The following is a 24,371-nucleotide window of genomic DNA, read 5'->3' as shown; positions in this document are numbered from 1 at the left end:
TCAGTCCTTGGTTGCGTGCCTTTGCACGCAGTCGATGTAGGCCGCACCATCGGGCATGCGGCCGGCGCGTTGGCTTTCATAGACCATGCGGCCCAGGCACTCCATGGCCTGGTGGTGGGCGTCGTGCAGTGAGTTGAGTTTGTGCGTCAGCAACTCCACCGCCTGGCGAATGCCACGTGGCTGGTCTATGCTGCATTGCTCGCTGATCGACAGGTGCATGGACAAATGCAAAAACGGGTTTTCCTTGTTAGGGTCCACTTTGAGCATGCTGGCCAGCGCGGCGTCCACATTCGCCAGTTCGGCGTGGTACTCAGGGTGCTCGTCGATCCATTGGCTCACCAGCATTTCCATCGGCTCCAGCGGGGCCGCTGTTTTGGCCTTGGCGTAAACGCCACAAAAAAATCGCCGCACATCGGCTTGTGAAGGTTGAATCAGCATGGGGTCGATTGTCCTTCATGTTGCCCTTTGTGGGCTGGTGGGCTGGGGTCAGGGGCTGGGGTTCAGAGGCGCTTCGCTTTGCCACATCACCCCAGCCCCTGACCCCAACCCACCAGCGTGGGCAAGGGGCAAATCAAGCCTGCGATCGAGCAAGGGGCCTGTGCGGCGCTGTTCGGGCGATGTGGCAAAGCGAAGCGCCTCTGAGCCCGGGCAGCGCCGCGCAGGCCCCTTGCGGATTCAAGCCCTAGAATGACTTCAGCATACGCATCAAACATGCAATAAAATGCATGCAACCCTAACCTGGAGACTCAAAACATGAACCAAGCCTACATTTGCGACGCCATCCGTACCCCCTTCGGCCGTTACGGTGGCGCTTTGAGCAGCGTGCGCACCGACGACCTGGGGGCTGTGCCCCTGCGCGCCCTGATGGCCCGCAACCCCAATGTGGACTGGGCTGCCGTGACCGACGTGCTGTACGGCAACGCCAACCAAGCCGGTGAAGACAACCGCAACGTGGCCCACATGAGCAGCTTGCTGGCCGGTTTGCCCATCGACGTACCTGGCGCCACGATCAACCGCCTGTGCGGCTCGGGCCTGGACGCCGTGGGCACGGCAGCCCGCGCCATCAAGGCCGGTGAAGCCGGTTTGATGATCGCCGGTGGTGTGGAAAGCATGAGCCGCGCCCCGTTTGTGATGCCCAAGGCCGAGAGCGCCTTCAGCCGCGCCAACGCCGTGTACGACACCACCATTGGCTGGCGCTTTGTGAACAAGCTGATGAAGGCGCAATATGGCGTCGACTCGATGCCCGAGACCGCAGAAAACGTCGCGACCGATTACAAGATCGAACGCGAAGCGCAAGACCTGATGGCCTACAACAGCCAGCTGCGCGCCGTGGCCGCCATCCAAGCCGGTCACCTGGCCCGTGAAATTGTGGGCGTGAGCATCCCCCAGAAAAAGGGCGATGCCATCCTTGTGGACACCGACGAACACCCCCGCGCCACCAGCCTCGAAGCGCTGGCCAAGCTCAAAGGTGTGGTGCGCCCGGACGGCACCGTGACCGCAGGCAACGCTTCGGGCGTGAACGACGGCGCTTGCGCCTTGCTGCTGGCCGATGAGGCCACCGCCGCCAAAAATGGTTTGACGCCGAAGGCGCGCGTGGTGGGCATGGCCACCGCCGGTGTGGCCCCCCGCATCATGGGCATTGGCCCCGCGCCTGCCACGCTCAAAGTGTTGGCCCAAACCGGTCTGACGCTGGACCAGATCGATGTGATCGAGCTGAACGAAGCCTTTGCCGCACAAGGCCTGGCCGTGCTGCGCATGCTGGGCTTGAAGGACGATGACGCCCGCGTGAACGCCTGGGGTGGCGCGATCGCACTGGGTCACCCCCTGGGTGCTTCAGGTGCGCGCCTGGCCACCACCGCCATCAACCGCTTGCACAGCACCGGCGGCCGTTATGCGCTGTGCACCATGTGCATCGGCGTGGGTCAGGGCATTGCGCTGATCCTTGAACGCGTCTGAACCTGAGGCGGCAGCCAGTGCGCTGCCGCTGGGTCAAGTGCGCATCAGCAGGGCCCGATCGCTGATCACTGGGCCTCGATCTTGCGTTCGGTCACGATGCGGCTGAGCTGACGGATCTCGCTGTCCACGCGGTTTCGGAATTCTGCAGGCGTGCTCGCCTGCGGGTGACCGCCCCAGTCGGTCAGGCGTTGCTTCACCGCAGGCAGCTCCAGCACTGCGCGCAGTTCGCGGTTGAGCCGATCGAGCACGGCTGGCGGTGTGCCTTTGGTGCCCGCAACACCCAGCCATGAGTCGAACACCACCCCTGGAAAACTGTCCGCCACAGAAGGCACGCCCGGCAGGGCGTTCTGTCCTGCTGGTGCGGTGGTCGCGAGCACGCGTACCCGGCTGTCCTTGAACAGCGGCGCTGTGGTGGTCATGGTGTCGATCATCACGTCCACCCGACCGGCCAGCAGCTCCATCATCGGCGCCGTGCCGCCCTTGAAAGGCACATGCGTGGCCACACCGCCGCTTTCGGCCATCAGCCATTCGCCAAACAAATGCATGGCCGTGCCCACGCCCACCGAGGTGTAGGTGTAGCGGTTGGGCTCGCTTTTCACGCGCTGGATGAAATCACGGAACGAGGTGATCGGCGAGTTCGGTTTGACCGACAAGGTCAGCGGGTAGGTGGTGACGGTGGAGACCCAGGCGAAGTCATTGACCGGATCGAAGGGCAGGTTCTTTTTCATCGCGGCATTGCTCGAATGCCCGCTGGGCAGCAGCACCAGCGTGTAGCCGTCGGGCGTGGCTTTGGCCACCGCATCGGCGGCGATGTTGCCGCCTGCACCTGCCCGGTTCTCTACCACCACGGGCTGGCCCAGCCGTTCGCCCAGTGGCGTGGCGATCAAGCGCGCCACCATGTCGCTGCTGCCGCCTGGCGCAAAGCCCACCAACAGCTTGATGGGCCGCGTGGGCCAAGCGTCCTGCGCGTGTGCTGCGCCCAAGCTGGCCATCAGGCCCAGGGCCAGAACCCATGAGCGGCCCAGCGTGTGGCCAAGGCGGCTGAGAGGGGAATGAATCGTGGAACTGTTCATCGGGCGTTCTCCTGAAAAGGGATGTGGGTCTGATGGGACGAGAACATGTGACGGGTCATGCTGATGAGGATCGTGGTCTTACGAGGGCACCGAGACAATCTTGCACACCGCCACCGCGGTGGCCACTTCCTTGCCGTCCTGCAGCAATGTGCCCATCGCATGGCAGACATCGCGGCCACGGCGCAGCATGCGCGCTTCGCCCTGCAGCGTGCCCACCTGCGCCGGGCGCAGGAAGGACACGTTCAGGTTGAGTGTGGCCACGCCTTGCCCTGCAGCCAGGGTGGCATCCACCAAGCTGGCCGTGAGGTCATCGAGCATGGCGCTCAGCATGCCGCCTTGCACGGTGCCCGCTGGGTTGCGGAAACCCGCCTGCGCTTCGTAGTTGGCACTCAGGCTGCCAGCGGCCGCGTCCACCGCAATGATCCGGCTGCCCAGCAGCGTGAGCACTGGCGCAGGGGGCGTTTCGCCGCGCAACATGCGGCTGAAATAGCCTTGGGCATCGGCCGTTGAAAACGCCTCTTGGCTCATGCGTCGTCGCGGATGCCGTTGCGCAGCGTGCCGATCGCGTCCACCACGATCTCGCACACATCACCGGGTTTCATGAAGATCTGCGGCGTGCGCTTGTTGCCCACGCCACCGGGAGTTCCGGTCACGATCACGTCGCCGGGCGACAGCGGGATGAAGGTCGAGATGTAGGCGATCTGGCGCGGGATGCTGTGGATCATCTTGTCGGTGGTGGTGTCTTGCAACACCTGGCCGTTGAGCACAGTTTGCAGGCGCATCACTTGTGCAGGCGCGATCTCGTCGCTGGTGACCATCCAGGGGCCAAAGCCTCCGGTTTTGTAGAAGTTCTTGCCGGGTGTCCACTGCGAGGTGGCGATTTGCCAGTCGCGCACCGAGCCATCGTTGTAGCAACTGTAGCCCGCAATGTGGTCCCAGGCGTTTTCTTCTTGGATACGGCGGCCGCCCTTGCCAATGATCACGGCAATCTCGGCTTCATAGTCCAGGCGGTGCGACTCGGGCGGGCGCACGATGTCCTGGCCGTGCGCGACCTGCGAGTCGGCCAGGCGCAAAAAGATCACCGGCGTTTCGGTCACTTCGCGGCCGGTTTCGCGCACGTGCTCGCCGTAGTTCAAGCCGATGCAAAAAATCTGGCCCGGGTTGGGGATCACGGGCAAGAGTTGCAGTTGCGAGAACTTGTGCGTGGGCGGGTTAGCCTTGGCTGCCTCGGCTGCTGCGCCAAACAGGTTTTTGGCGATCAGGGTTTTCAGGTCGGGCGCTTGTGCGCCCAGGATTGGGGTCAGGTCGAGCACGTCGTCGCCGTTCACGACGCCGTAGGAGGGCACGCCCTGGTTCAGGAAGCTGATGAGTTTCATGGTCTGGCTTTCAGGTGAGTCAAAAAAGGAAAAAGCTCAGCTCAGCCGCGCGGAAATTTCTTGCGCGGCCCGCTGGATGAGGGGGGTGAGTTTGCTGCGGTCGATCACGGCCATGCGTTGCACGCTGGTCACGAGCGAGAGGGCGGCGATCACGCTGCCATCGGCTTGGTGCAACGGCACGGCCACAGCGGCCAGATTGGATTCGAGTTCGCCCTCGGAGAAGTAGTGGCCGTTTTTGCGGATTTGACTGAAGTAGCGGCGAAACGCCGACCAATCGCTCGGCAAGCCTGCGGCGGCAATGTCTTCGGTGTGGCTGTCGAACAATTTGTGCAAGGCGGGGGGCGTCCAGCCCGCCAGGATGACTTTGGGCGCAGCCCCTTGAAACAAGGGGCGCGGGCGTCCACGGCCATAACTCAGACTGGCCGGCATGGAGCCCAGTTCGCGGTGGGTGTCGAGCAATTGGTTGCCATGCATGCTGGAGACGACACAGTCAAAACCGGTCTGGGCCACCAGCTCTTTCATGAAGGGGATGCCGCATTGCAGCACCGGGTCGGCCTGACGTATCAAGTGGTCCAGCACGACGATGCGAGGCCCGAGCGCAAATTGGGCATCGCTGCCGCGCCGCAGCAGGCCTGCATCGCTGAGGGTCTTGAGGTAGCGGTAGCTGGTGGGCAGTGAAACGCCCAGCGTCTCGCTGATGTCCTCGGCGCTCCAGTGCAGGCGCTGGTCGGAGAACAGGTCGAGCACGCTGAGCATGCGGGCGAGGCTGGTGTCGGTTTTTTCTGCTTTATCGGTCATGGTGTGGCAGTTCAACAGCCGTGGGCCAAGGCTGCCGCAACGGGCAGCAAGGCACTGAGTCGATCAAGTTCGGCACTGTTTTGGGCCACACCCAAGACGTAGCGGTCAGGGCGCAGCAGCACGGCACGCACGCCTTGCTGTTCGAGCCAGGCTTTGACCTCGGGCTCGCGCGCAGGCACGGTGACCACGCCTTGCGCCTGCCAACGTTCGCGGGTGTCATCGCTGACGGCGGCCAACACGGTGTCCTCGCCCAAGACAGCAAAGTTCAAGCCCAACAACGTGTCCAGCAGGCAGCCATTGGCCAGCGTGGGTTGCGGGAAGACCTGTGCCACAGCTGCCTGCTCACCTTGCCAGACGCCAGGGCCCAGGCGCGGCGCCGGGAACTGGAAGATCTCGGGCTGACCGGCTTTGAACTTGGCATCGCGTTCGAGAGCCGCCTGCGGGTCGGTGGTCTGGATGATGTCGCCCAGCTTGACGGCCAGGTCGATGAAGGCCTGCACATGCGGGGAGCGTTCGCTTTCGTAGGTGTCCAGCAACGCATCGTCTGCACGGCCGCGCAGCACGGCGTTGAGCTTCCAGGCCAGGTTGGACACATCGCGGATGGCCGCACACATGCCCTGTCCCAGGAAGGGCGGCGTCTGGTGCGCCGCGTCACCGGCCAGCATCAAGCGGCCTTGGCGCCAGCCCTCGGCGATCACCGAGTGGAAGGTGTAGATCACGGCGCGTTCGATGTCGGCTTGGCTTGGCGTGACCCATTTGCGCACCAGCTTCCACAGGGTTTCGGGCTGGACCATTTCCTCGGGTTTGTCACCGGGCATGAGCATGATTTCCCAGCGGCGGCGGTTGCCGGTCACGTTGCAATACGTCATGGGGCGTGCCGGGTCGCAGTGTTGCACCGTGTGGTCAGGCAGGCCGGGGACGTCGGTTTTGAGCCGCACATCGAACACCAGCCAGGGCTGGTGCAGGCCCAGATCGCGCATGCGGGTGCCCAGCACTTTGCGCACCATGGACCGTGCGCCGTCGCAGCCGACCACATAGCGGGCCTGCACGGCTTGGGTGTTGCCGCTTTGCAGGTCTTTCACCTGCAGGGTGGCGAGTTCGGTGCCGTCTTCAAGCGATGTGACCTCATGGCTTGTGCGCACCTGCACTTGCGCAAAGCGCTGCAGGCCGCTTCGCAGCACGGCTTCGAGCTCGGGTTGGTGAAAGTAGTGGTTGGTGGCGCAGCCATGCGGGCCGCGTTCCTGGGTGCCCGCGCGGATCAGCAAGGTCTCACCCGCGGCGTTGTTGAAGTACATGCCCTTGAGGCCCGGGCGCGAGATGGTCTCGACCTGTGGGCGCAGACCAGCGGTCTCGAACACGCGCATGGTTTCACCGTCGAAATGGATGGCGCGGGGCAGGGGGTAGATCTCGGCCTCGCGCTCAAGCACCAGCACCGACAGGCCGTATTGCCCCAGCAAGTTGGCCAGTGTGGCACCTGCAGGCCCGTAGCCGATGATGGCGACGTCAAACACCGTCTGGTTCATGCCTTGTACCCCATGAGCGCTTGCATTTCCGTGATCCACTGAGTGCGGCTGCGGAATTTGGGTCGGCTGCGTGCCAAGGCTTCGGCGGCAGCCATGACGGCTTCATCGCTTTGGTCCAGATCGATCGGCTCGCGAAGAGGTTGCTCGCAGTACCAGGGCATGTCCAGAAACACCTCCAGTCGATTACCTTCTGGGTCGCGAAAGTAGATCGACACCGCATTGCCGTGGGTGGCGCAGACCAGATCGCTCACATCGGGGTCGGCGGTCACCCGGTCACGCACCGTGCGCAGTGTGGCCAGGTCGGGTACGCGCAGCGAAATCTGGTTGATCACGCTGAACGACAGGTCTGTAGGACGGCCCGTAGCCAGCACGATCTGGTGGTGTTCGCAAGGATCCCGGCTGAGGAACACCAGTTGCACGGGCCCTAAGTCGCCGCGGTCGGTTTCAAAGAAGCACATCACCTCTTTGTAAAAGCGGGCCATGCGTTCGAGGTCACGCACATAGAAGCCCATGTGGCTGAAAGACAGGGAATTTTTCTGACCAAGAGGGTTCGACATGCTCACTCCATTTGCGAAATTTGCATTGATTCTATTTTGATTGATGAATAAAAAACTAATGGTTTATCCCATGGTGATAATTTATTTGATTTGAAAGAATGCTGCCAGACCCTATGGTCTTGACCATCCACAAACAGGAGACACTCGCATGAATTGCACCACCCGCCGCATGGGCCTGGCCACTTTGGCCTTGGCTTTGTTCAGTGCCTTGCCCGCCATGGCCCAGGACTATCCGATCAAGCCGATCAAGATCATTGCCCCTTTCCCCGTGGGCACAGGCCCGGACGCCAACACCCGCGAAATTGCGCTGGAGTTGTCCAAAGCCCTGGGGCAATCGGTGGTGGTGGAAAACCGTCCGGGCGCATCCACCATGATTGGCATGGAAGCCGGTGCCAAAGCCACACCCGACGGCTACACATTGGTGATGGGTTCGACCACCTCGATGTCGGTGTTGCCCTACACCTATGGCGCCAAGGTGCCTTACAAAGTGGAGCGCGACTTTGTGCCCATCAGCGTTGTCGGGCTGTTGAACACGGCCCTGACAGCCCATCCGAGCGTGCCCGAGAAAAATGCGAAGGAGCTGATCGAGCGTCTGAAAAAGCAGCCGGGCTCGTTGACGGCGGCCACATCGGGTGTGGGCAGCTACTCCCATCTGGCCGGTGAGTGGTTCGCCTCGAACGCCGGGGTCAAGATCGATTTTGTGCCCTACAACACCTCGAGCCCTTATGCAGATTTGGTCGCAGGGCAAGTTAACGTGATTTTTGACGCCTTGCCCGCTGCCATTGGCAACGTCCGGGCGGGCAAGCTCAAAATTTTGGCGCTGACGGGCAAGACGCGTCACCCCAACTTCCCGGATGTGCCCACCTTTGCTGAGGCGGGATTGCCAGACTACAGCCCCACCGCCTGGATCGGTTTGTTTGCGCCTGCTGGCACACCTGCCGCCGTGGTGGCCAAACTGGGCGAGGCCATGCAAAAAGCCACCGCGCAGAATCCCGAGTTGATCGCTAAATGGCGTTCTTACGGCGGTGACTTGAAGGGGCAGACTTCGGCCGAATTTGCAGCCTTTCTCAAACAAGACGATGCCCTGTGGGGCCCAGCCATTCGCAAGGCCGGCGTGAAGCTGGACTGAGCGCAAGAAGACCCGGCGGCGTCACATCCAGACGATCGGGACGGTGAGGGGCTGTGGGGGCCTGCGGCATGACTGACAGCGCAAGTTGAGCGGTTTCATGCTGAGGGGCCCCGCTCGAACATCAAAATGGAATCAATCAAATGAGCGCATTGATCGCTGAAGAGCAACGCCGCCAAGCCATGCTGAACGGTGACATCGCGGCCCTGGATGGGCTGCTGTCCGATGGTTTGGTCTACGTGCATTCCACTGGGGCGCGCGATAGCAAGACCACCTATCTGGCCAAATTGGCCAGTGGCAGCTTGAAGTACCTGAGCTTGTCTTTTGAAGACTTGCAAGTGCATGCGGCAGGCTTGGGACATGTGGTGACCGGACGCATGTCGGCCGATGTCAGCAAAGACGGTCAGTCCAAGGCGGTGCGCAGCTTGTTCATGACGGTGTGGATGCCCGAGTCTGGCGCAGAGGGGCCGCAAGGCCTGCGAATGCTGGCACACCAGGGCACGCCTTGTCCCGCTTGATCGCTATCGGCAAATCCCCCATGCATTTCTGCGGACATGCCAGCTTGGTACATACTTGCATGCATGACCCTCAACGCTTTTGAAGTGCAAACATGATCGACAAGATAGCTTTAAGCATGGCCGATGCACTGGGGCCGGTGGCCGATGGCTCGACGGTGCTCATTGGTGGATTTGGCACCGCAGGTATTCCCAATGAATTGATAGACGGCTTGATCGCGCAAGGCGCCAAGGGCCTCACCGTGGTCAACAACAACGCTGGCAATGGCGACACTGGTCTGGCTGCTTTGCTCAAGGCCGGCTGCGTGCGCAAGATCATCTGCAGTTTTCCGAGGCAGACCGATTCGCATGTCTTCGACAGTTTGTACCGCAGTGGTCAGATCGAGCTGGAACTCGTGCCGCAGGGCAATTTGGCCGAGCGCCTGCGCGCTGCGGGCGCGGGCATTGGCGCTTTCTTCACGCCCACCGGTTTTGGCACCGAGCTGGCACGTGGCAAGGAAACCCGTGAAATCCAAGGGCGCCAGTATGTGCTCGAATATCCGATCTACGGTGATCTGGCACTGATCAAGGCCGAGCGTGGTGACCGTTGGGGCAACCTGACTTACCGCAAGGCGGCGCGCAATTTCGGACCTGTGATGGCCACAGCGGCCAAGCACACGGTGGCCACGGTGCACGAGGTGGTGCCGCTGGGCGCGCTGGACCCTGAAACCATCGTGACGCCGGGCATCCATGTGAGCCGTGTGTTGCAGATCGAACGTGTGGCCACCCAGGGTGGCGGATTCAAGAAAGCGGCCTGATGAACATGAACACTTCTTACCAACGCCGCAGCAAGGATGAACTGGCCAGGCGCGTGGCGCAAGACATCCACGATGGCGCTTGTGTGAACCTGGGCATCGGCATGCCCACGCTGGTGGCCAACCACATCCCGGCGGGGCGTGAGGTCATTTTGCACAGCGAAAACGGCATTCTGGGCATGGGCCCGGCACCCGCCGATGGCGAGGATGATTACGACCTCATCAATGCCGGTAAACAGCCCGTGACCTTGTTGCCGGGTGGCGCATTTTTTCACCATGCCGACAGCTTTGCCATGATGCGCGGCGGGCATCTCGACATTTGCGTGCTGGGTGCTTTTCAGGTTTCGGCCACAGGCGATTTGGCCAACTGGAGCACGGGCGAGGCCGGGGCCATTCCGGCTGTCGGCGGCGCGATGGACCTGGCGGTTGGGGCCAAGCAAACCTGGGTGATGATGGACCTGCTGACGAAGGCAGGCGAGAGCAAGTTGGTGCAGACCTGTACCTACCCCCTGACCGCGATTGGCTGCGTCAAACGCGTTTACACCGACTTGGCAACACTGGCATGCACCCCACAAGGCTTGAAGCTGGTGGACAAGGTGGATGGCCTGGATTTGGCCCAGTTGCAGCAATTGGTAGGACTGCCCATTTCTGAATGAGGCAGTCTGGCGTGGTTGGCAGTGCGCTGAAGATGGACACGTTTTAAGCGTCAGGCCACCAGCCCCTTCGGGGGCTTTTTTGCGCCTGCTCGAATTCTTCGGTGCTGAGCTCGATCTCCATGCGCAAAAGCGCTGCGCCCATGGCTTTGCCCAGGTTGTCCAGCCGCAGATTGCGCGCACCGCCGCCTTGCAGGGCGCCATGCAGCACCAGCTTGATGGCCAGGATGTTGGGCAGCGGCCAGACATCGACATGGCCGGGCAACCAGGGCGCAAAGTGTGCTTGCACTTTGGCGGCCGTCACCTCGCGTTCGAGGATGCGGTAGCCCGCTTCGTTCCAGGCGAACAGGCCGAAGTCCACCCAGTCGGCTTTGTCGCCGCTGCGGGCGTGGGCCAGTTGCACCAAGGGGATGCGCAGTGTTGTGCTCATGGCTGCACCTCCAGCATGTCAACGCGCGCGTGTACGTGCTCACGCGCAATCAAGGTCGGCCAGATGCCCAGCAGCTCGCTGGTGTTGTTCAGGCCCTGAAATCCACAGGTGTAAGCCGGGCCGCTCAAGGCCATCCACGGGAACAGCCGGCCAAAGCCATCGGCTGCGGCTTTGCTCGGCGTGCGCAGCACCATGCGCACCCAGATCTCGTTGCGTTGATTGAGCTCGGCGGCGGCAGGCAAGGGGGCCAAGGCCCCGTGGGCCGAGTTCAGGCCGGGGTATTCCACAAACAATTCGTCGAAAGGAATTTTCCTCTCGCGCAATTGCTCGCGGATGATGCGCTCAGCCGCTTGCACTTTGTCCCAGGCGTCGGGCCATGAGAAGCCCCAGGTGATCTCAGCCTTGAAGCCATCCTTGAAGCCCGCCACCACCTTGAGCTGGTCGGTGGGGGGCGTGCCTTGTGCGCCGGTCAAACGCACACGGTGCTGGCCTTCGTCGTGCAACTGGATCTGGCCCATGTCGAGCACCACATCGGGTGAAAAATACGCGTGCGGGTTATGCACTTCGTACAGCAGTTGTTGGCGCACGGTGTCAAAGTTCACCAGCCCACCTGTGTCCGGGGCCTTGGTGATGATGGCCGTGCCATCGGCAAACACTTCGGCGATGGGGTAGCCGATGTGGCCCAGATCCGGGATGCTTTGCCAGTGGCCTTGGTCGCCAAAATTGCCGCCGCTGCCCTGGCCCGAGCATTCCAGCAAATGCCCCACCGTCAGGCCTTGAGCCAGGCGGTTGAAGTCTTCTGGCGTGCGGGCATCGCCCAGCTTCCAGCCCAGGCCATGCACCAAAGGGCCGAGGAACAAAGCCGCATCGGCCACGCGCCCGGTGATCACGATGTCGGCGCCTTGCGCCAGCGCATCCACGATGGGTTGCGCACCGAGGTAGGCGTTGCCAAACACCAAGCGCTCGCGCACGCTGCTCACTTCTGCGCCATGCATCATGTGGTCAAAGCGCGCTTGCGCATCTTGCAAGAGGTGCAGCACATCGTCGCCTGAGACCACGGCAATGCGTGGGTGCCAGCCTTTGGCGGCCAGTGCGGTGCGCACGGCCTGCGCCGCGCCCATGGGGTTCAGGCCGCCCGCGTTGCAGACGAACTTCACGCCGCGCGATTGCATCAAAGGCCACAGGCGCATGAGCATGGGGATCACGTCGCGGGCATAACCCAATGAGGGGTCGCGTTGTCGGTCTTTTTGCAAGATGGCCAGCGTGAGTTCGGCCAGGTGGTCGCTGGCGATGTAGTGCACATCGCCGCGCTCAATGCTGGCGACCACAGGCTCCCAGTTGTCGCCATAAAAGCCCAGGCCAGAACCAATGCGTATGGATGTTGTCATGCGTCGATCTTGCTGCCATGCGCGTGACGTTGGATGGGGGACAACCCCTAGCGAAAGTCTCGTGAAAGACATACATAATCGCACGACCGTTCGCAAATGCTGTTACCCGAACCTCGGGCTCCATCGCAGCAGATGCATGACGACAGAAGTACAAAAAAGGAGACAAGCGTGCAAGTGCTGCAACTGCTTATCAGCGGTGTGGCTCAGGGCTGTATCTATGGACTCATTGCCCTGGGTTTCGTGCTGATTTACAAGGCCACCGAAACGGTGAGCTTTGCCCAGGGCGACCTGATGATGGTCGGCGCCTTCGCGGGTTTGGCTGCCATGACCTGGATGGGTTTCCCATTCTGGCTTTCGGTGCCTGCGGCCATTGTGGCCATGGGCATTTTTGGCGTGTTGCTCGAGCGCCTGGTCATCCGGCCCATCTTGGGGCAACCGGCTTTTTCGATTGTCATGCTCACCATCGGGGTGGGCTATGTGCTGCGCGGCCTGATCACCATGATCCCCGATGTGGGCACCGACACCCACACCATGCCCGTGCCTTATGCCGGGCAGGTCTTGCAAATGGGCGGGCTCGTGGTGGCGGCTGAGCAGTTGGTGGTGATTGCGTTCACCACCGTGCTGTGCCTGGGCTTGTTTGCCATGTTCAAGTACAGCAAGCTGGGCATCGCCATGCAGGCCTCCTCGCAAAACCAGCTGGCGGCCTACTACATGGGCATTCCGGTGCAAAGTCTCAATGGCTTGGTGTGGGGCCTGGCCGCAGGTGTGGCGGCGGTGGCGGGTTTGCTGCTGGCGCCCATCACTTTTGTGCACGCCAACATGGGCTTCATTGGCCTGAAAGCATTTCCTGCAGCCGTGGTGGGTGGCTTCGGCAGTCTGCCCGGCGCCATCGTCGGTGGTCTGGTGATCGGCGTCGTGGAGTCGTTGTCCGGTTTCTATTTGCCCGAAGGTGTGAAAGACATTGCGCCTTACATCGTGGTCTTGCTCATGCTGGTGCTCAAGCCCAATGGCTTGTTCGGCGAAACACTGCGCAAGAAAGTCTGAGGCCCGAGCATGCGATTCATTTTCAAAACCCAATACAACCAGGACATCACGCTGGCCAAGCACGGCGGCCATGTCTTTTGGTACAGCTTGCTGGCGCTGTTCCTGATCGCCGCCCCCTGGGTGGTGGCTGAATATTGGCTGGCGCAATTGACCTTTGTGTTGATCTACGCGGTGGTGGGCTTGGGCCTGATGCTGCTGGCCGGTTTCACCGGTTTGTTCTCCATGGGGCATGCGGCCTTTTTGGGCGTGGGCGCCTACACCGAAGCGGTGATGGTCAATGCCGGGGTGCCCTTTCCCTTGGCCTTGATTTGCGCAGGTTTGTTCTCCGCCATCGCGGGTGTCATCGTGGGCTTGCCTGCGCTGCGCGTCAAAGGCATTTACCTGGGCATGGCCACGCTGTCGTTTGGCTTCATCGTCGAAGAAGGCATTGCCCGTTGGGAACACATGACCGGCGGCAACGCTGGCCTGAGTGTCAATCCACCGGCCATGATGGGCTGGACACTGGACAGCACCGAGTCTTTCTATTACCTCTGCTTGGTGGTGACCGTAGGCGCTACGCTGGCCATCCTCAACTTGCTGCGTTCGTCTACCGGTCGGGCTTTTGTGGCCATCCGCGACTCGGAGATCTCGGCGCAAAGCATGGGCATTCACCTGGCCCGCTACAAGACTTTGTCGTTCGCTTTGTCGGCCGCGCTGGCGGGCATTGGCGGCGCTCTGTATGCGCACAAGATCCAGTTCCTCTCGCCAGACCAGTTCAACATCATCCAGTCGATCGACTTGCTCTTGATGGTGGTGATCGGTGGTTTGGGCTCGGTGCATGGTGCGTTTTTGGGTGCGATCTTTTTGATCGTCATGCCGCAGCTGATTGCCATGGGCAAAGACTTTTTGCCTGCCGCCATTGGCGGTGCCACCGGCCTGCAAGGCACGGTCTACGGCATTGTGCTGATCGCCTTTGTGTTGTTTGAACCCATGGGCTTGTACGGTCGCTGGCTCAAGGTGCGCACCTGGTTCCAGCTGTTCCCGTTCTACCGCCGTGGCATGTTCAAACGCCAGAAATCCTTCCAGAAGTCGGACCGCCTCAAATGAACGACGACATCCTCCTTTCTGCTCAGAACCTGAGCGTCCGCTTTGGCGGTGTGCTCGCCGTCAACAACGTCAGCTTCGACGTCAAGCGCGGCGAAGTCTTCACCCTGATCGGCCCCAACGGCGCGGGCAAAACCACGGTGTTCAACCTGATCAGCCGCATCTACACGCCCACCACGGGCACGATCGACTACGCAGGCCCCGAGGGCACGCTGCGCCTGACCGACCAGCCAGCGCACAACATTGCTGGCCTGGGCATCGCGCGCACGTTTCAAAACATCGAGTTGTTCGAGCACGCCACCGTGCTGCAAAACCTGTTGATCGGTCGCCACACGCACCGCAAAACCGGTTTGTGGAGCGAGATGTTTTTCAGCAGCAAAACCCGTGCTGCCGAAATCGAAGCGCGTGAAAAGGTCGAAGAAGTCATCGACTTCCTGGATCTGCAACACCACCGCGATTCCATGGTCGCAGGCTTGCCCTACGGCGTGCGCAAAGTGGTCGAGTTGGCCCGCGCCCTGTGCACCGAGCCCAAGCTGCTTTTGCTGGACGAGCCTTCTTCGGGCCTGAACGTCGAAGAAACCGAAGACATGGCCTTCTGGATTTCCGACATCCAACACGAGTTGGGCATTTCGGTGCTGATGGTCGAACACGACATGGGCCTGGTTTCCAAAGTGTCTGACCGCGTGCTGGCCATGAGCCAGGGCCAGGAGCTGGCCACCGGCACGCCCAGCCAGGTGCAAAGCGATCCCGGCGTCATCGAGGCTTATCTGGGTTCGGTGGACGATGTGTCTGCGCTGCGCCGCGAAAACCACAAAGCGGAGGCCGCATGAACACCGCCGTGAACGAAGACAACATCGTCCTCAAACTGCTCAACGTGGAAAGCGCCTATGGCCCGATCAAGGCCATCCGGGGCGTGAGCTTGCAGGTCAAAAAAGGCGAGATCGCCACCGTGCTCGGCTCCAATGGTGCGGGCAAGACCACCATCCTCAAAACCATCAGCGGCATCATCGACCCGCGCAAAGGCTCGGTCGAATTCAAAGGCCAGAACATCACCGCCATGGACCCGGCGCACATCGTGCAACGCGGTCTGATGCATGTGCCCGAAGGCCGCGAGGTGTTCCCGCTGCTGTCGATCCGCGACAACCTGCTGATGGGTGCTTTCACCCGCAACGACCGCGATGGTGTGGCCCGCGACATGGAAGTGGTGTTCAACTACTTCCCCATCTTGCGCGAGCGTGCCGCGCAAGACGCGGGCTTGCTCTCGGGCGGTCAGCAGCAAATGCTGGCGATCAGCCGGGCCCTCATGGCCAACCCTGATCTGATCTTGCTGGATGAACCCAGCTTGGGCCTGAGCCCGAAGCTGACCAAAGAGATTTTCGAGATCGTGGTGCGTATCAACCGCGAGCGCGGCACCACCATCTTGCTGGTCGAGCAAAACGCCAACATGGCGCTCAATGCCTCGGACTACGGCTATGTGCTGGAAAACGGCCGCATCGTGATGGAAGACAGCTGTGCCCGCTTGCGCGAAAAGGACGACATCAAGGAGTTCTACCTGGGCATGAAGGAAGAAGGCGTGCGCGCTGACCGCCGCTGGAAAAAGAAGAAAACCTGGAGATAAGAGATGAGCAACCTCTGGGACGTCTCGGGCATTGCGCCCAACAAAAATATTGTCATGGCGGGTGAAACCATTCCCGCGATTTTCTGGAACGCCGTGGCCGCCCGTGGCCCCAATGTGTGGATGCGCCAAAAAGAACTGGGCATCTGGCGCAGCTGGACCTGGAACGAAACCGCTCAGGCCGTGCGCGAGATTGGCCACGGCCTGATGTCCTTGGGATTTGAGGCCCACCACACCGCGTCCATTTTGTCCAACACCAACATCGAATGGGTCTTGTGCGACCTCGCGGTGCTGAGTGCTGGCGGCGTGGCCAACGGCATCTACCCCACCGACGCCGCAGATCAGGTGCATTACCTGAGCGAAGACTCGGGCACATCCGTGCTGTTTGTCGAAGACGACGAGCAACTGGACAAAGCGCTGGCCGTGCGCGACAAATTGCCGCTGCTCAAAAAGATCGTCGTGTTCGACATGGACGGTCTGCGCGAGTTCCATGACCCGCAGGTCATCAGCCTGGATGACTTGCGCGCCTTGGGCCGTGAGCACCTGAAAGCCCATCCCGACATGCTGGTGCAGCGCACGCAGGCCTGCCGCGCCGAAGACCTGGCCATTTTGGTCTACACCTCGGGCACCACCGGCAAGCCCAAGGGCGCCATGCACAACCACCGGGGCCTGGTGCACAGCGTGCGCGGCTACAACACGCTGATCGCGCGTGACGAGACCGACGAGTGCATGTGTTTCTTGCCCTTGTGCCACATTGCCGAACGCATGGGCGGCGAGTATTTCTCGCTCTACACCGGTGCCAAACTCAATTTTGTCGAGAACCCCGAAACCGTGCCCGAGAACGTGCGCGAGATCGCGCCCACCGTGTTCACCGGTGTGCCGCGCGTGTGGGAGAAGTTTTATTCCGGCGTGATGATCGCGCTCAAAGAGGCGGGCGGTTTTCAGCAAGCTGTTTATGGCTGGGCCATTGGCGTGGGCCAGCAGGTGGCCGAGTTGGTGTTGGCGCGCAAGCCTGTGCCTGCGCACCTGAAGGCGCGCTTTCATGTGGCGCGCTGGCTGGCACTGAACAATGTGCGCAAGATGATCGGCATCCACCGCGCCCGCTTTCTGGTCACGGGGGCTGCACCCATCTCGCCCGATCTGGTGCGCTGGTATCTGGCATTGGGCCTGCCCATGCTGGAAGTCTGGGGCATGACCGAAACCTGTGGCGCTGCCACCGGCGTGCCTGCCGACCACATCAAGCCCGGCTCCATTGGCCCTGCCGCCGACTTCAACGAAGTGCGTCTGGACCCGGTGACCGGTGAGATCCTGGTGCGCGGCATCAACGTCTTCATGGGCTACCTGAACCTGCCCGAGAAAACAGCTGAGACCATTGACGCGGACGGCTGGCTGCACACCGGCGACGTGGGTGTGGTCGACGAGGAAGGGTTTTTCCGCATCACCGATCGGATGAAAGACATCATCATCACGGCAGGGGGCAAGAACATCACCCCGAGCGAGCTGGAAAACGAAATGAAATTCTCGCCCTACATCACCGACGCGGTGGTCATTGGCGACAAACGGGCTTACCTCACAGTGATCATCATGATCGATCAGGAAAACGTGGAGAAATACGCACAGGACAACGATGTGCCTTTCTCCAACTACGCCAGCCTGACCCGCGCTGCCGAGGTACAAGACCTGATCCAAAACGAGCTCGAGCGCGTCAACAAGAAATTTGCACGCGTCGAACAGATCAAGAAATTCTGGCTGCTGGAGACGCAACTCACGGCCGAAGACGAAGAGCTGACCCCCACCATGAAGCTCAAGCGCAAACTGGTTCAACAAAAGTACGCGCCACAAATTGAAGCGATGTACCGCTGACCGATTCACCTTTCACTTACAACAGGAGACAAGCCCCATGAAAATCCAACTCAGTCTGATCGCCGCGGCGATGGCACTGGCCGCAGGCAGCGCCTCGGCCCAAACGCAAGGCGTGAGCAAAAACGAAATCGTCATCGGCTCCATCCAGGACTTGTCCGGCCCCTTGGCCGGCTTTGGCAAACAAGTGCGTCTGGGCATGATGCTGCGTGTGGACGAAGTCAACGAGCAAGGCGGCATCAATGGCCGCAAGGTCAAGCTCTTGGTGGAAGACTCGGGTTATGACCCGCGTCGCGCTGTGCTGGCTGCACAAAAACTGGTCAACCAAGACAAGATCTTTGCCATGGTGGCCCACATCGGCACCGCGCAGAACATGGCCGCCATGCCTGTGCAGTTCCAGAAGAACGTGGTCAACTTCTTCCCCGTGACCGCAGCGCGTGAAATGTACGAGCCCTTCCACAAGCTCAAGTACTCGTTCGCCGCCACGTATTACGACCAGATGCGCCAGGCCGTGCCAACCCTGATCAAGGAAAAAGGCGCCAAGCAAATTTGTGCGATGTACCAGGACGATGAATTCGGTCTGGAAGTCTTCCGCGGTGCGGAAGCCGGCTTGAAGGAAGCCGGCCTGCAGTTCGCTGAAGTCACCACCTACAAGCGCGGCGCGACCGACTTTGCATCGCAGATGCAAAAGCTGGCCTCCGCCAAGTGCGACTTCGTGGTCATGGGCACCATCATCCGTGAGACGATTGGCGGCATCGCCACCGCACGTCGTCTGGGATTCAACCCCACTTTCGTCGGTTCGAGCGCGGCATACACCGACTTGATCCACAAGTTGGGTGGCCCCGCCATGAATGGCTTCTATGCCACCATGACTTCACAGCACCCCTATCTGGACGAGGCCTCGCAGCCCATCCGCTTCTGGGCCAACAAGTACAAAACCATGTTCAACGAAGACCCCACCGTCTTCTCGGCCTATGGCTACGGCGCCGTGGATTCGTACTTGCGTGCGGTTGAAAAAGCCGGTGCCAACCTGACCACCGAAACCTTCATCAAAGCCATGGACACCATGAAGATTCCTTCGGACATCTTCGGCAGCCCCGAGATGACGTTCAGCCCCACCAAGCGTTTGGGCAACAACATCTCGCGCATGTCGCAGATCCAGGAAGGTCGCTGGAAAGTTGTGGCCGACTACCCCAAGGCCAAGTGATCGATGCAGCGCAAGCTGCATGAAAAAAACCGCCAGCGCCTGCAAGGGCCTGGCGGTTTTTTCTTGGATGCTTCAAATGCCCAGTTGCTTGGCCGCCAGCTCTTTCATGATCTCTTCGGCCCCGCCGCCGATCATCATCACCTTGACTTCGCGGTAAACCCGCTCGCTCACGGTGCCGCGCATGAAGCCCATGCCGCCCAGCAGTTGCACGGCGGCGTCGGCGCAAAACTGCATGGTCTGGGTGGCGTGGTTTTTCAGCAGGCACACCTGCGCCACCCACTCGGCACCGGTCTGGCCTGCATCGGCCTGCTGCGTCACGGAATCCACCCAAGCTTGCGTGGACGAGATGCGCATTTGCATGTCCATCAACTTGTGGCGGATCGCCTGCCGCTCGATCAGGGCCGCACCAAAGGTCTGGCGCTGGCGTGCCCAGTCCAGCGCTTCGTCAAAACAAGCCTGCGCAAAGCCCAGCGCCATGGCCGACATGGCCAGGCGCTCGCCATTGAAATTGCCCATGATCATCTTGAAGCCCGCGCCTTCTTCGCCCAGGCGGTAGCGCTGGGGCACGCGCACGCCGTCAAAGTGCAGTTGCGCGGTGTCCGAGCTGTGCCAGCCCATCTTGTGCAATCGTGTGCGTGTGATGCCGGGCGTGCCTGCAGGCACCACGACCATCGAGATGCCGCTGGCCCCCTTGCTGGTCGGGTCGGTGCGCACGGCCAGCGTGATCCAGTCGGCGCGCAGGCCTGAGGTGATGAAGACTTTTTCGCCGTCGATCACATAGTCGGCCCCATCGGCGCGGGCGGTGGTGCGAAGGCTGGCAACGTCCGAGCCGCCACCGGGCTCGGTGATGGCCAGCGCCGCGATGCGCTCGCCGCGCAGCACGGGTGGCACCACTTCGGCTTGCAACTCGGCGCTGCCATGCGCCATGACCGGCGGCAAGCCGATGTTGTGTGAAAACAAGCTGGCCATCACGCCGCCGCTGCCGCCGTGACGCGCCAGGGTTTGCGACAGCATGTTGCGTGCGCGCCAAGGTGCGGGCGTGCCGCCCAGGTGTTCGGGGTAGCCCAGGCCCAGCAGGCCCAGCGCGGCGGCTTGCTTGTAGAGGCTGCGGTCAAATTGACCGGCTTCTTCCCACGCGGGTACATGTGGGGCGATGGCTTGTTTGGCAAAGCGCTCCACCGTGGCTTGCAGGCTTTGCAGGTCTTCCGTTGTGAACTCAGTTGTGAAATCAGCGGTGTTCATGCGGCGTCCTTCCATTGCACCAGCACTTGGCCGGGGCCCACTTGTTGGCCGACGCTGGCCGAGAGGCTGTGCACCACCGCATCGCGTGGGGCGCACAAAATGTGCTCCAACTTCATCGACTCGATCACCAGCACGGCATCGCCTTGTTTGACTGATTGGCCTTCTTGCACATGCAGCGCGATCAATTTGCCGTTGAAGGGTGCCCGCAGCGACTGCGCCGCTTGGGCACTCGCCCCTGTGCTGGGGGCGCTGTGGCTTTGGTCGGTGAGCCACAGCTCAAAACATTCGGGGCCTTGCAGTTGCACATGCCAGCGCTGGACCGCACCCGTGCAGGCCACTGCATGGGCTTGCCAGTGCTTGCCGTTCAGCGCGATGTGCAGCAGATCGTCGCTGCGTTGTACGCGTGCCTCGTGCGTGGCATCTCCAGTTTCAATGCGCACTTGTTCCCGACCCAGCTCCTGCAAGCGCAGCGACAAGACCTCTTCACCCAGGCCCATGCGCACAGGCCGCTTGAAGGGGCAGGGCATCGCGGCGGCGGGTGATTGCTGTGCATAGAGCACAGCCAGCACGGCCACGGTGCGAGCGTCGTCCGTGGCTTGCAGACATTCGCGCACTGTGTCGGCTTGTTCGGCCAAAAACGGAATCAAAGCCTCGCCTGCAGCAAACGTGGGGTGTTGCAAACAAGCGGCCAAAAACGCCCGGTTGGTGGGCAAGCCCAGCAGCGTGGTCTGGTTCAGGCCTGCGCACAATTTGTCGATGGCCTCGCTGCGTGTGGGCGCGTGCGCAATCAATTTGCCCAGCATCGAATCGTAGTGCGGCGTGACCACCGCGCCTGCGTGCAGCGCATGGTCAAAGCGCAAGCCCTCAGGTGCTGCAAAGGCTTGCACGGTGCCGGTCTGCGGCGTGAAGTGTTCGTCTTCAGCGCACAGGCGCACTTCGATGGCATGGCCTTGCAGCTGCACATCGGCTTGCGCCAACGGCAGCGGCTCGCCGCGTGCGATGCGCAGTTGCCATTCCACCAAATCGAGCCCCGTGAGCATCTCGGTCACCGGGTGCTCCACCTGCAGCCTGGTGTTCATCTCCATGAGATAAAACGGTTTGTCCGCTTGGGCTTCGTCCAGCAAAAACTCCACCGTGCCCGCGCCCACATAGCCCGCCGATTGCGCCAGTGCGATGGCCGCTTGCCCCAGTTGCTCGCGCAGCGCAGGCATCACAGCCGGGCTGGGCGATTCTTCGATGATCTTTTGATGCCGCCGCTGCACCGAGCAATCGCGCTCACCCAGGTGGATGCAGTGGCCGTGCGCGTCGGCCATGATTTGCACCTCGATGTGGCGGGGGCGCAGCAAGGCGCGCTCCATCAACAAGTCGCCGTTGCCGAACCCGGCCAGCGCTTCAGAGTGGGCGCTTTGCAGCGCGGGCAGCAGTTGCGCCATGTCGGTCACCAGGCGCATGCCGCGCCCGCCGCCCCCGGCCACGGCTTTCACCATGAGCGGCAAACCCAGCTGCTGCGCTTGTGCAGTGAAGGTGGCGTCACTTTGGTCTGCGCCAAAGTAGCCCGGCAGCCAGGGCACGCCGTGCGTCATGGCCAATGCTTTCGCGGCCGATTTGCTGCCCAGTGCCCGGATGGCCGTGGGTGGTGGCCCGACCCAAGTCAGGCCCGCGTCGATCACCGCTTGCGCAAACTCGGCGTTTTCGCTCAAAAAACCATAACCCGGGTGCACCGCATCGGCCCCGGTGGCCTTGGCGGCTGCCAGCAGTTTGTCGATGCGCAAATACGAGTCAGCGGACAGCGTGCCACCCAAAGCGACGGCGGTGTCGGCTTCTTGCACATGCAAGGCTTCGCGGTCGGCGTCTGAATAAACGGCCACCGTCTGAATGCCCATGTGGCGGGCGGTGCGGATCACCCGGCGGGCGATCTCGCCCCGGTTGGCGATCAGCAGGCGGGTGACCTTATTGGGCAAAGTGGTGGACAAGGTCGAGGTCATGCGGAGTCCTTGCCAGAAAGTGTCCAAGGTGCAGGCTGTTTGCGTGCAAACGCGGCCAGGCCTTGCGCGGCTTCGGCGCTGCGCAGGCCTTGGGCAAATGCTTGGGCCGCCGCATCGCGCAAATCAGGCACTGGGCCACGCAGCTGCCGCAGCAGTTGTTTGGTGCTGGCCACCGCGCCGGGGGCAGCGCGCATGAGGCGCGTCAGTGTTTTTTGCCACGCTGCATCGCTGTCCTGTTCGATCACCTCGTTGACCAAGCCCACTTGCAGCGCTTGCGCTGCGGTGTAGCTCAGGCCTTGCAGCAGGCACTGGCGTGCGGCGCTTTCGCCAAGGCGTTGCCACACAAACGGCGCAATCTGCGCTGGTGGCAAGCCCAGGGTGACTTCGGGGGTGCCCAGCACCGAGCGGGCTGTGGCCACCACATGGTCGGCGCAGCACACCAGGCCAAAACCGCCGCCCATGGCCGCACCGTCCACCCGGCACACCAGCAGCTGGGGCAGGGCACTCAGGGCGTGCAGCAAGTCGCCAAAGCCACGGTTCATGGCCAGCAGCGGGTCGGTTTCACCAGTCTGCAAAGGTTGACCGATCAGGCTGGCAAAGCCGCCCAAACTGCCCCCCGCGCAAAAGGCACCGCCCGCACCGGTCAGCACCACGAAGCGCAGCGAGGGGTCTTGCGCCGCACGCCCACAGGCTTGCAGCAAGCCGTCCACCACCGCGTCGCTCAGGGCGTTGCGTGTGGCCGGGTCGTTCATCGTCCAGGTCTCGACCGCGCCCTGGCGCTCGATCAACAAAGTGCTCATGCTTGTGGCCGCTTGGCAATGCCCATCATCTTGGACAGGATGCCCAGCATCACCTCGTCGGCCCCGCCGCCAATGGAGGCCAGACGGCCATCGCGGTACATGCGCGAGACTTTGTTCTCCCAAGTGAAACCCATGCCGCCCCAAAACTGCAAGCAGGTGTCGGGCACGGTGCGGTTCAAGCGGCCCGCTTTGAGCTTGGCCATGGTCGCCCACTCGGTCACGTCTTCACCGGCGATGTAGTGCTCGCAGGCCTGGTAGGTTAGAGCCCGCAGGCATTCCACATCGGCCTTGAGTTCGGCCAGCTTGAATTGCACCCACTGCTGGTCGGCCAGTGTGCTGCCAAACAGCTTGCGTTCTTGCGCCCACTCCACCGTCCACTGGATGCAGTTGGTCAGCGACTGCAGCGTGCTGGCCGCGCACCACAGGCGCTCTTCCTGGAACTGCTGCATCTGGTAGATGAAGCCCTGGCCCTCGGCCCCGATGCGGTAGCGCTGCGGCACGCGCACTTCGTCAAAATAAATCAGGCCTGTGTCGCTGCTGTTCATGCCGATCTTTTTGATCTTCTTGCCCACCTCGATGCCGGGCAACAGCTTGCCGTTTTCCCGCATGGGCACCATGACCAGGCTCTTGTTCTTGTGGATGGGACCTTCGCCGGTGTTGACCAGCATGCACATCCAGTCGGCCTGCAGGCTGTTGGTGATCCACATTTTTTGGCCACTGATCACGTAGTCTTCGCCGTCCTTGCGCGCCACGGTCTTGATGCCCGCCACATCGCTGCCTGCACCGGGCTCGCTCACGCCGATGCAGCCGACCATGTCACCCGCAATCGCGGGGGCCAAAAACTGCGCACGCAATTCGTCGCTGCCAAATCGGGCGAGCGCGGGTGTGGCCATGTCGGTTTGCACGCCAATCGCCATGGGAATGCCGCCGCAGTCGATGTGGCCCAGGGCTTCGGCCATGGCCATGCTGTAGGAATAGTCCAGCCCCGCCCCGCCAAAGGCTTCGGGTTTGGTCAGGCCCAGCAGGCCCAAATTGCCCATCTTCTTGAAGACCTCATGCGCCGGAAAAATCTCGGCCGCCTCCCACTCGTCCACATGGGGGTTGATCTCGGCTTCGATGAAACGCTTGAGCGTGTTCTGGATCTCGCGGTGTTCGTGGGTGTATTGCATGGGGTGTCTCCTGGTGCGTGGGGTGTTTATGGAACTGTCTTGCCGGGGATGATGCAGAGGCCTGTCATGCCGGGCTTGATCCGGCATGCATGTGTGAAGGGGGATGGGCCCCGGGTCAAGCCCGGGGCGACAGAAGGCGAAGTCAATCCCGGGGTGACAGAGAAGAGTGTTGTGTGC

Annotated in this window: 24 protein-coding genes; 11 read left to right on the top strand and 13 right to left on the bottom strand. The window is 61.8% G+C overall.

Annotated elements, in window-relative coordinates; all coding sequences use genetic code 11:
- Window positions 1-435: a DUF1841 family protein gene (locus B9Z43_RS12925; RefSeq protein ID WP_199222315.1), complete on the bottom strand. Its 435-nt coding sequence runs from the start codon at window positions 433-435 to the stop codon at window positions 1-3.
- A 318-nt stretch (window positions 436-753) separates the two neighbouring features.
- Here B9Z43_RS12925 and pcaF point away from each other — a divergent pair, with 318 nt between their 5' ends.
- Complete coding sequence (pcaF, locus tag B9Z43_RS12920; protein ID WP_108326327.1) at window positions 754-1,956, top strand: 3-oxoadipyl-CoA thiolase; 1,203 nt, start codon at window positions 754-756, stop codon at window positions 1,954-1,956.
- 65 nt (window positions 1,957-2,021) lie between these two features.
- Here the strand turns inward: pcaF and B9Z43_RS12915 are convergent, their stop codons facing one another.
- From B9Z43_RS12915 to B9Z43_RS12890, 6 genes are all read right to left on the bottom strand, one after another.
- Window positions 2,022-3,029, bottom strand: coding sequence for a tripartite tricarboxylate transporter substrate binding protein (locus B9Z43_RS12915; protein WP_108326325.1), 1,008 nt, complete (start codon window positions 3,027-3,029; stop codon window positions 2,022-2,024).
- A gap of 78 nt (window positions 3,030-3,107) precedes the next feature.
- The gene (locus B9Z43_RS12910; RefSeq protein ID WP_108326322.1) at window positions 3,108-3,557 is read right to left on the bottom strand and encodes a PaaI family thioesterase; all 450 of its coding nucleotides are present in this window, start codon (window positions 3,555-3,557) and stop codon (window positions 3,108-3,110) included.
- Window positions 3,554-4,405, bottom strand: a complete 852-nt coding sequence (locus B9Z43_RS12905) for a fumarylacetoacetate hydrolase family protein (protein WP_108326320.1) — start codon at window positions 4,403-4,405, stop codon at window positions 3,554-3,556. Before B9Z43_RS12905 ends, B9Z43_RS12910 begins: the two co-directional genes overlap by 4 nt.
- A gap of 36 nt (window positions 4,406-4,441) precedes the next feature.
- Window positions 4,442-5,203 carry an IclR family transcriptional regulator gene (locus tag B9Z43_RS12900; RefSeq protein ID WP_108326317.1) on the bottom strand — a complete coding sequence of 254 codons (762 nt, stop codon included), beginning with the start codon at window positions 5,201-5,203 and terminating at the stop codon, window positions 4,442-4,444.
- 11 nt (window positions 5,204-5,214) lie between these two features.
- The gene (locus tag B9Z43_RS12895) at window positions 5,215-6,726 is read right to left on the bottom strand and encodes a bifunctional 3-(3-hydroxy-phenyl)propionate/3-hydroxycinnamic acid hydroxylase (RefSeq protein WP_108326314.1); all 1,512 of its coding nucleotides are present in this window, start codon (window positions 6,724-6,726) and stop codon (window positions 5,215-5,217) included.
- Entirely contained in the window at window positions 6,723-7,283 is a 561-nt protein-coding gene (locus B9Z43_RS12890) for a VOC family protein (protein ID WP_108326312.1), read from the bottom strand. Before B9Z43_RS12890 ends, B9Z43_RS12895 begins: the two co-directional genes overlap by 4 nt.
- Before the next feature lie 148 nt (window positions 7,284-7,431).
- Here B9Z43_RS12890 and B9Z43_RS12885 point away from each other — a divergent pair, with 148 nt between their 5' ends.
- From B9Z43_RS12885 to B9Z43_RS12870, 4 genes are all read left to right on the top strand, one after another.
- Window positions 7,432-8,412 carry a tripartite tricarboxylate transporter substrate binding protein gene (locus tag B9Z43_RS12885; protein ID WP_108326309.1) on the top strand — a complete coding sequence of 327 codons (981 nt, stop codon included), beginning with the start codon at window positions 7,432-7,434 and terminating at the stop codon, window positions 8,410-8,412.
- Between the two features lie 140 nt (window positions 8,413-8,552).
- Window positions 8,553-8,927: a nuclear transport factor 2 family protein gene (locus B9Z43_RS12880; protein WP_108326307.1), complete on the top strand. Its 375-nt coding sequence runs from the start codon at window positions 8,553-8,555 to the stop codon at window positions 8,925-8,927.
- Window positions 8,928-9,019: 92 nt separating this feature from the next.
- Window positions 9,020-9,721 carry a 3-oxoacid CoA-transferase subunit A gene (locus tag B9Z43_RS12875; protein WP_108326304.1) on the top strand — a complete coding sequence of 234 codons (702 nt, stop codon included), beginning with the start codon at window positions 9,020-9,022 and terminating at the stop codon, window positions 9,719-9,721.
- A gap of 5 nt (window positions 9,722-9,726) precedes the next feature.
- Window positions 9,727-10,374 carry a 3-oxoacid CoA-transferase subunit B gene (locus tag B9Z43_RS12870; protein WP_108326496.1) on the top strand — a complete coding sequence of 216 codons (648 nt, stop codon included), beginning with the start codon at window positions 9,727-9,729 and terminating at the stop codon, window positions 10,372-10,374.
- 43 nt (window positions 10,375-10,417) lie between these two features.
- Here B9Z43_RS12870 and B9Z43_RS12865 read toward each other — a convergent pair whose 3' ends face one another.
- Both B9Z43_RS12865 and B9Z43_RS12860 read right to left on the bottom strand, forming a co-directional pair.
- Complete coding sequence (locus B9Z43_RS12865; protein WP_108326301.1) at window positions 10,418-10,801, bottom strand: hypothetical protein; 384 nt, start codon at window positions 10,799-10,801, stop codon at window positions 10,418-10,420.
- The gene (locus B9Z43_RS12860) at window positions 10,798-12,189 is read right to left on the bottom strand and encodes an acyclic terpene utilization AtuA family protein (RefSeq protein ID WP_108326299.1); all 1,392 of its coding nucleotides are present in this window, start codon (window positions 12,187-12,189) and stop codon (window positions 10,798-10,800) included. Before B9Z43_RS12860 ends, B9Z43_RS12865 begins: the two co-directional genes overlap by 4 nt.
- 168 nt (window positions 12,190-12,357) lie before the next feature.
- Between B9Z43_RS12860 and B9Z43_RS12855 the strand changes: the two genes are divergently transcribed.
- Genes B9Z43_RS12855 through B9Z43_RS12830 form a run of 6 tightly spaced genes read left to right on the top strand, consistent with a single transcriptional unit; the run spans window position 12,358 to window position 18,998 of the window.
- The gene (locus tag B9Z43_RS12855; RefSeq protein WP_108326296.1) at window positions 12,358-13,233 is read left to right on the top strand and encodes a branched-chain amino acid ABC transporter permease; all 876 of its coding nucleotides are present in this window, start codon (window positions 12,358-12,360) and stop codon (window positions 13,231-13,233) included.
- Window positions 13,234-13,242: 9 nt separating this feature from the next.
- Window positions 13,243-14,319, top strand: coding sequence for a branched-chain amino acid ABC transporter permease (locus tag B9Z43_RS12850; RefSeq protein WP_108326294.1), 1,077 nt, complete (start codon window positions 13,243-13,245; stop codon window positions 14,317-14,319).
- Complete coding sequence (locus B9Z43_RS12845; protein ID WP_108326291.1) at window positions 14,316-15,146, top strand: ABC transporter ATP-binding protein; 831 nt, start codon at window positions 14,316-14,318, stop codon at window positions 15,144-15,146. Before B9Z43_RS12850 ends, B9Z43_RS12845 begins: the two co-directional genes overlap by 4 nt.
- Window positions 15,143-15,934, top strand: a complete 792-nt coding sequence (locus B9Z43_RS12840; RefSeq protein ID WP_108326289.1) for an ABC transporter ATP-binding protein — start codon at window positions 15,143-15,145, stop codon at window positions 15,932-15,934. Before B9Z43_RS12845 ends, B9Z43_RS12840 begins: the two co-directional genes overlap by 4 nt.
- A 3-nt stretch (window positions 15,935-15,937) precedes the next feature.
- Entirely contained in the window at window positions 15,938-17,794 is a 1,857-nt protein-coding gene (locus B9Z43_RS12835) for a long-chain fatty acid--CoA ligase (protein WP_108326286.1), read from the top strand.
- Between the two features lie 37 nt (window positions 17,795-17,831).
- The gene (locus tag B9Z43_RS12830; RefSeq protein WP_108326283.1) at window positions 17,832-18,998 is read left to right on the top strand and encodes an ABC transporter substrate-binding protein; all 1,167 of its coding nucleotides are present in this window, start codon (window positions 17,832-17,834) and stop codon (window positions 18,996-18,998) included.
- 72 nt (window positions 18,999-19,070) lie between these two features.
- Here B9Z43_RS12830 and B9Z43_RS12825 read toward each other — a convergent pair whose 3' ends face one another.
- From B9Z43_RS12825 to B9Z43_RS12810, 4 genes are read right to left on the bottom strand one after another with little or no spacing between them, the layout of a single operon-like run.
- Complete coding sequence (locus tag B9Z43_RS12825; RefSeq protein ID WP_108326281.1) at window positions 19,071-20,240, bottom strand: acyl-CoA dehydrogenase family protein; 1,170 nt, start codon at window positions 20,238-20,240, stop codon at window positions 19,071-19,073.
- The gene (locus B9Z43_RS12820; protein WP_108326278.1) at window positions 20,237-22,225 is read right to left on the bottom strand and encodes a biotin carboxylase N-terminal domain-containing protein; all 1,989 of its coding nucleotides are present in this window, start codon (window positions 22,223-22,225) and stop codon (window positions 20,237-20,239) included. Before B9Z43_RS12820 ends, B9Z43_RS12825 begins: the two co-directional genes overlap by 4 nt.
- A complete protein-coding gene (locus B9Z43_RS12815; RefSeq protein ID WP_108326275.1) occupies window positions 22,222-23,025 on the bottom strand; it encodes an enoyl-CoA hydratase/isomerase family protein in 804 nt (267 codons plus the stop codon). The genes B9Z43_RS12820 and B9Z43_RS12815 overlap by 4 nt, the downstream gene beginning before the upstream one ends.
- Window positions 23,022-24,194: an acyl-CoA dehydrogenase family protein gene (locus B9Z43_RS12810; RefSeq protein WP_108326272.1), complete on the bottom strand. Its 1,173-nt coding sequence runs from the start codon at window positions 24,192-24,194 to the stop codon at window positions 23,022-23,024. The genes B9Z43_RS12815 and B9Z43_RS12810 overlap by 4 nt, the downstream gene beginning before the upstream one ends.
- Window positions 24,195-24,371: the final 177 nt, after the last annotated feature.

This window comes from Limnohabitans sp. MMS-10A-192, from assembly GCF_003063335.1.
Taxonomy (GTDB): Bacteria; Pseudomonadota; Gammaproteobacteria; order Burkholderiales; family Burkholderiaceae_C; genus Limnohabitans_A.
The sequence above is the reverse complement of the archived record's forward strand: the minus strand, read 5'-3'. Positions and strand labels throughout refer to the sequence as shown.

What these genes read in the sequence shown, in the direction of transcription:
- pcaF (WP_108326327.1), top strand. Translation starts at nt 754, where the DNA reads ATGAACCAAGCCTACATTTGCGACGCCATCCGTACCCCCTTCGGCCGT.
- B9Z43_RS12915 (WP_108326325.1), bottom strand. Translation starts at nt 3,029, where the DNA reads ATGAACAGTTCCACGATTCATTCCCCTCTCAGCCGCCTTGGCCACACG.
- B9Z43_RS12910 (WP_108326322.1), bottom strand. Translation starts at nt 3,557, where the DNA reads ATGAGCCAAGAGGCGTTTTCAACGGCCGATGCCCAAGGCTATTTCAGC.
- B9Z43_RS12905 (WP_108326320.1), bottom strand. Translation starts at nt 4,405, where the DNA reads ATGAAACTCATCAGCTTCCTGAACCAGGGCGTGCCCTCCTACGGCGTC.
- B9Z43_RS12900 (WP_108326317.1), bottom strand. Translation starts at nt 5,203, where the DNA reads ATGACCGATAAAGCAGAAAAAACCGACACCAGCCTCGCCCGCATGCTC.
- B9Z43_RS12895 (WP_108326314.1), bottom strand. Translation starts at nt 6,726, where the DNA reads ATGAACCAGACGGTGTTTGACGTCGCCATCATCGGCTACGGGCCTGCA.
- B9Z43_RS12890 (WP_108326312.1), bottom strand. Translation starts at nt 7,283, where the DNA reads ATGTCGAACCCTCTTGGTCAGAAAAATTCCCTGTCTTTCAGCCACATG.
- B9Z43_RS12885 (WP_108326309.1), top strand. Translation starts at nt 7,432, where the DNA reads ATGAATTGCACCACCCGCCGCATGGGCCTGGCCACTTTGGCCTTGGCT.
- B9Z43_RS12880 (WP_108326307.1), top strand. Translation starts at nt 8,553, where the DNA reads ATGAGCGCATTGATCGCTGAAGAGCAACGCCGCCAAGCCATGCTGAAC.
- B9Z43_RS12875 (WP_108326304.1), top strand. Translation starts at nt 9,020, where the DNA reads ATGATCGACAAGATAGCTTTAAGCATGGCCGATGCACTGGGGCCGGTG.
- B9Z43_RS12870 (WP_108326496.1), top strand. Translation starts at nt 9,727, where the DNA reads ATGAACACTTCTTACCAACGCCGCAGCAAGGATGAACTGGCCAGGCGC.
- B9Z43_RS12865 (WP_108326301.1), bottom strand. Translation starts at nt 10,801, where the DNA reads ATGAGCACAACACTGCGCATCCCCTTGGTGCAACTGGCCCACGCCCGC.
- B9Z43_RS12860 (WP_108326299.1), bottom strand. Translation starts at nt 12,189, where the DNA reads ATGACAACATCCATACGCATTGGTTCTGGCCTGGGCTTTTATGGCGAC.
- B9Z43_RS12850 (WP_108326294.1), top strand. Translation starts at nt 13,243, where the DNA reads ATGCGATTCATTTTCAAAACCCAATACAACCAGGACATCACGCTGGCC.
- B9Z43_RS12845 (WP_108326291.1), top strand. Translation starts at nt 14,316, where the DNA reads ATGAACGACGACATCCTCCTTTCTGCTCAGAACCTGAGCGTCCGCTTT.
- B9Z43_RS12840 (WP_108326289.1), top strand. Translation starts at nt 15,143, where the DNA reads ATGAACACCGCCGTGAACGAAGACAACATCGTCCTCAAACTGCTCAAC.
- B9Z43_RS12835 (WP_108326286.1), top strand. Translation starts at nt 15,938, where the DNA reads ATGAGCAACCTCTGGGACGTCTCGGGCATTGCGCCCAACAAAAATATT.
- B9Z43_RS12830 (WP_108326283.1), top strand. Translation starts at nt 17,832, where the DNA reads ATGAAAATCCAACTCAGTCTGATCGCCGCGGCGATGGCACTGGCCGCA.
- B9Z43_RS12825 (WP_108326281.1), bottom strand. Translation starts at nt 20,240, where the DNA reads ATGAACACCGCTGATTTCACAACTGAGTTCACAACGGAAGACCTGCAA.
- B9Z43_RS12820 (WP_108326278.1), bottom strand. Translation starts at nt 22,225, where the DNA reads ATGACCTCGACCTTGTCCACCACTTTGCCCAATAAGGTCACCCGCCTG.
- B9Z43_RS12815 (WP_108326275.1), bottom strand. Translation starts at nt 23,025, where the DNA reads ATGAGCACTTTGTTGATCGAGCGCCAGGGCGCGGTCGAGACCTGGACG.
- B9Z43_RS12810 (WP_108326272.1), bottom strand. Translation starts at nt 24,194, where the DNA reads ATGCAATACACCCACGAACACCGCGAGATCCAGAACACGCTCAAGCGT.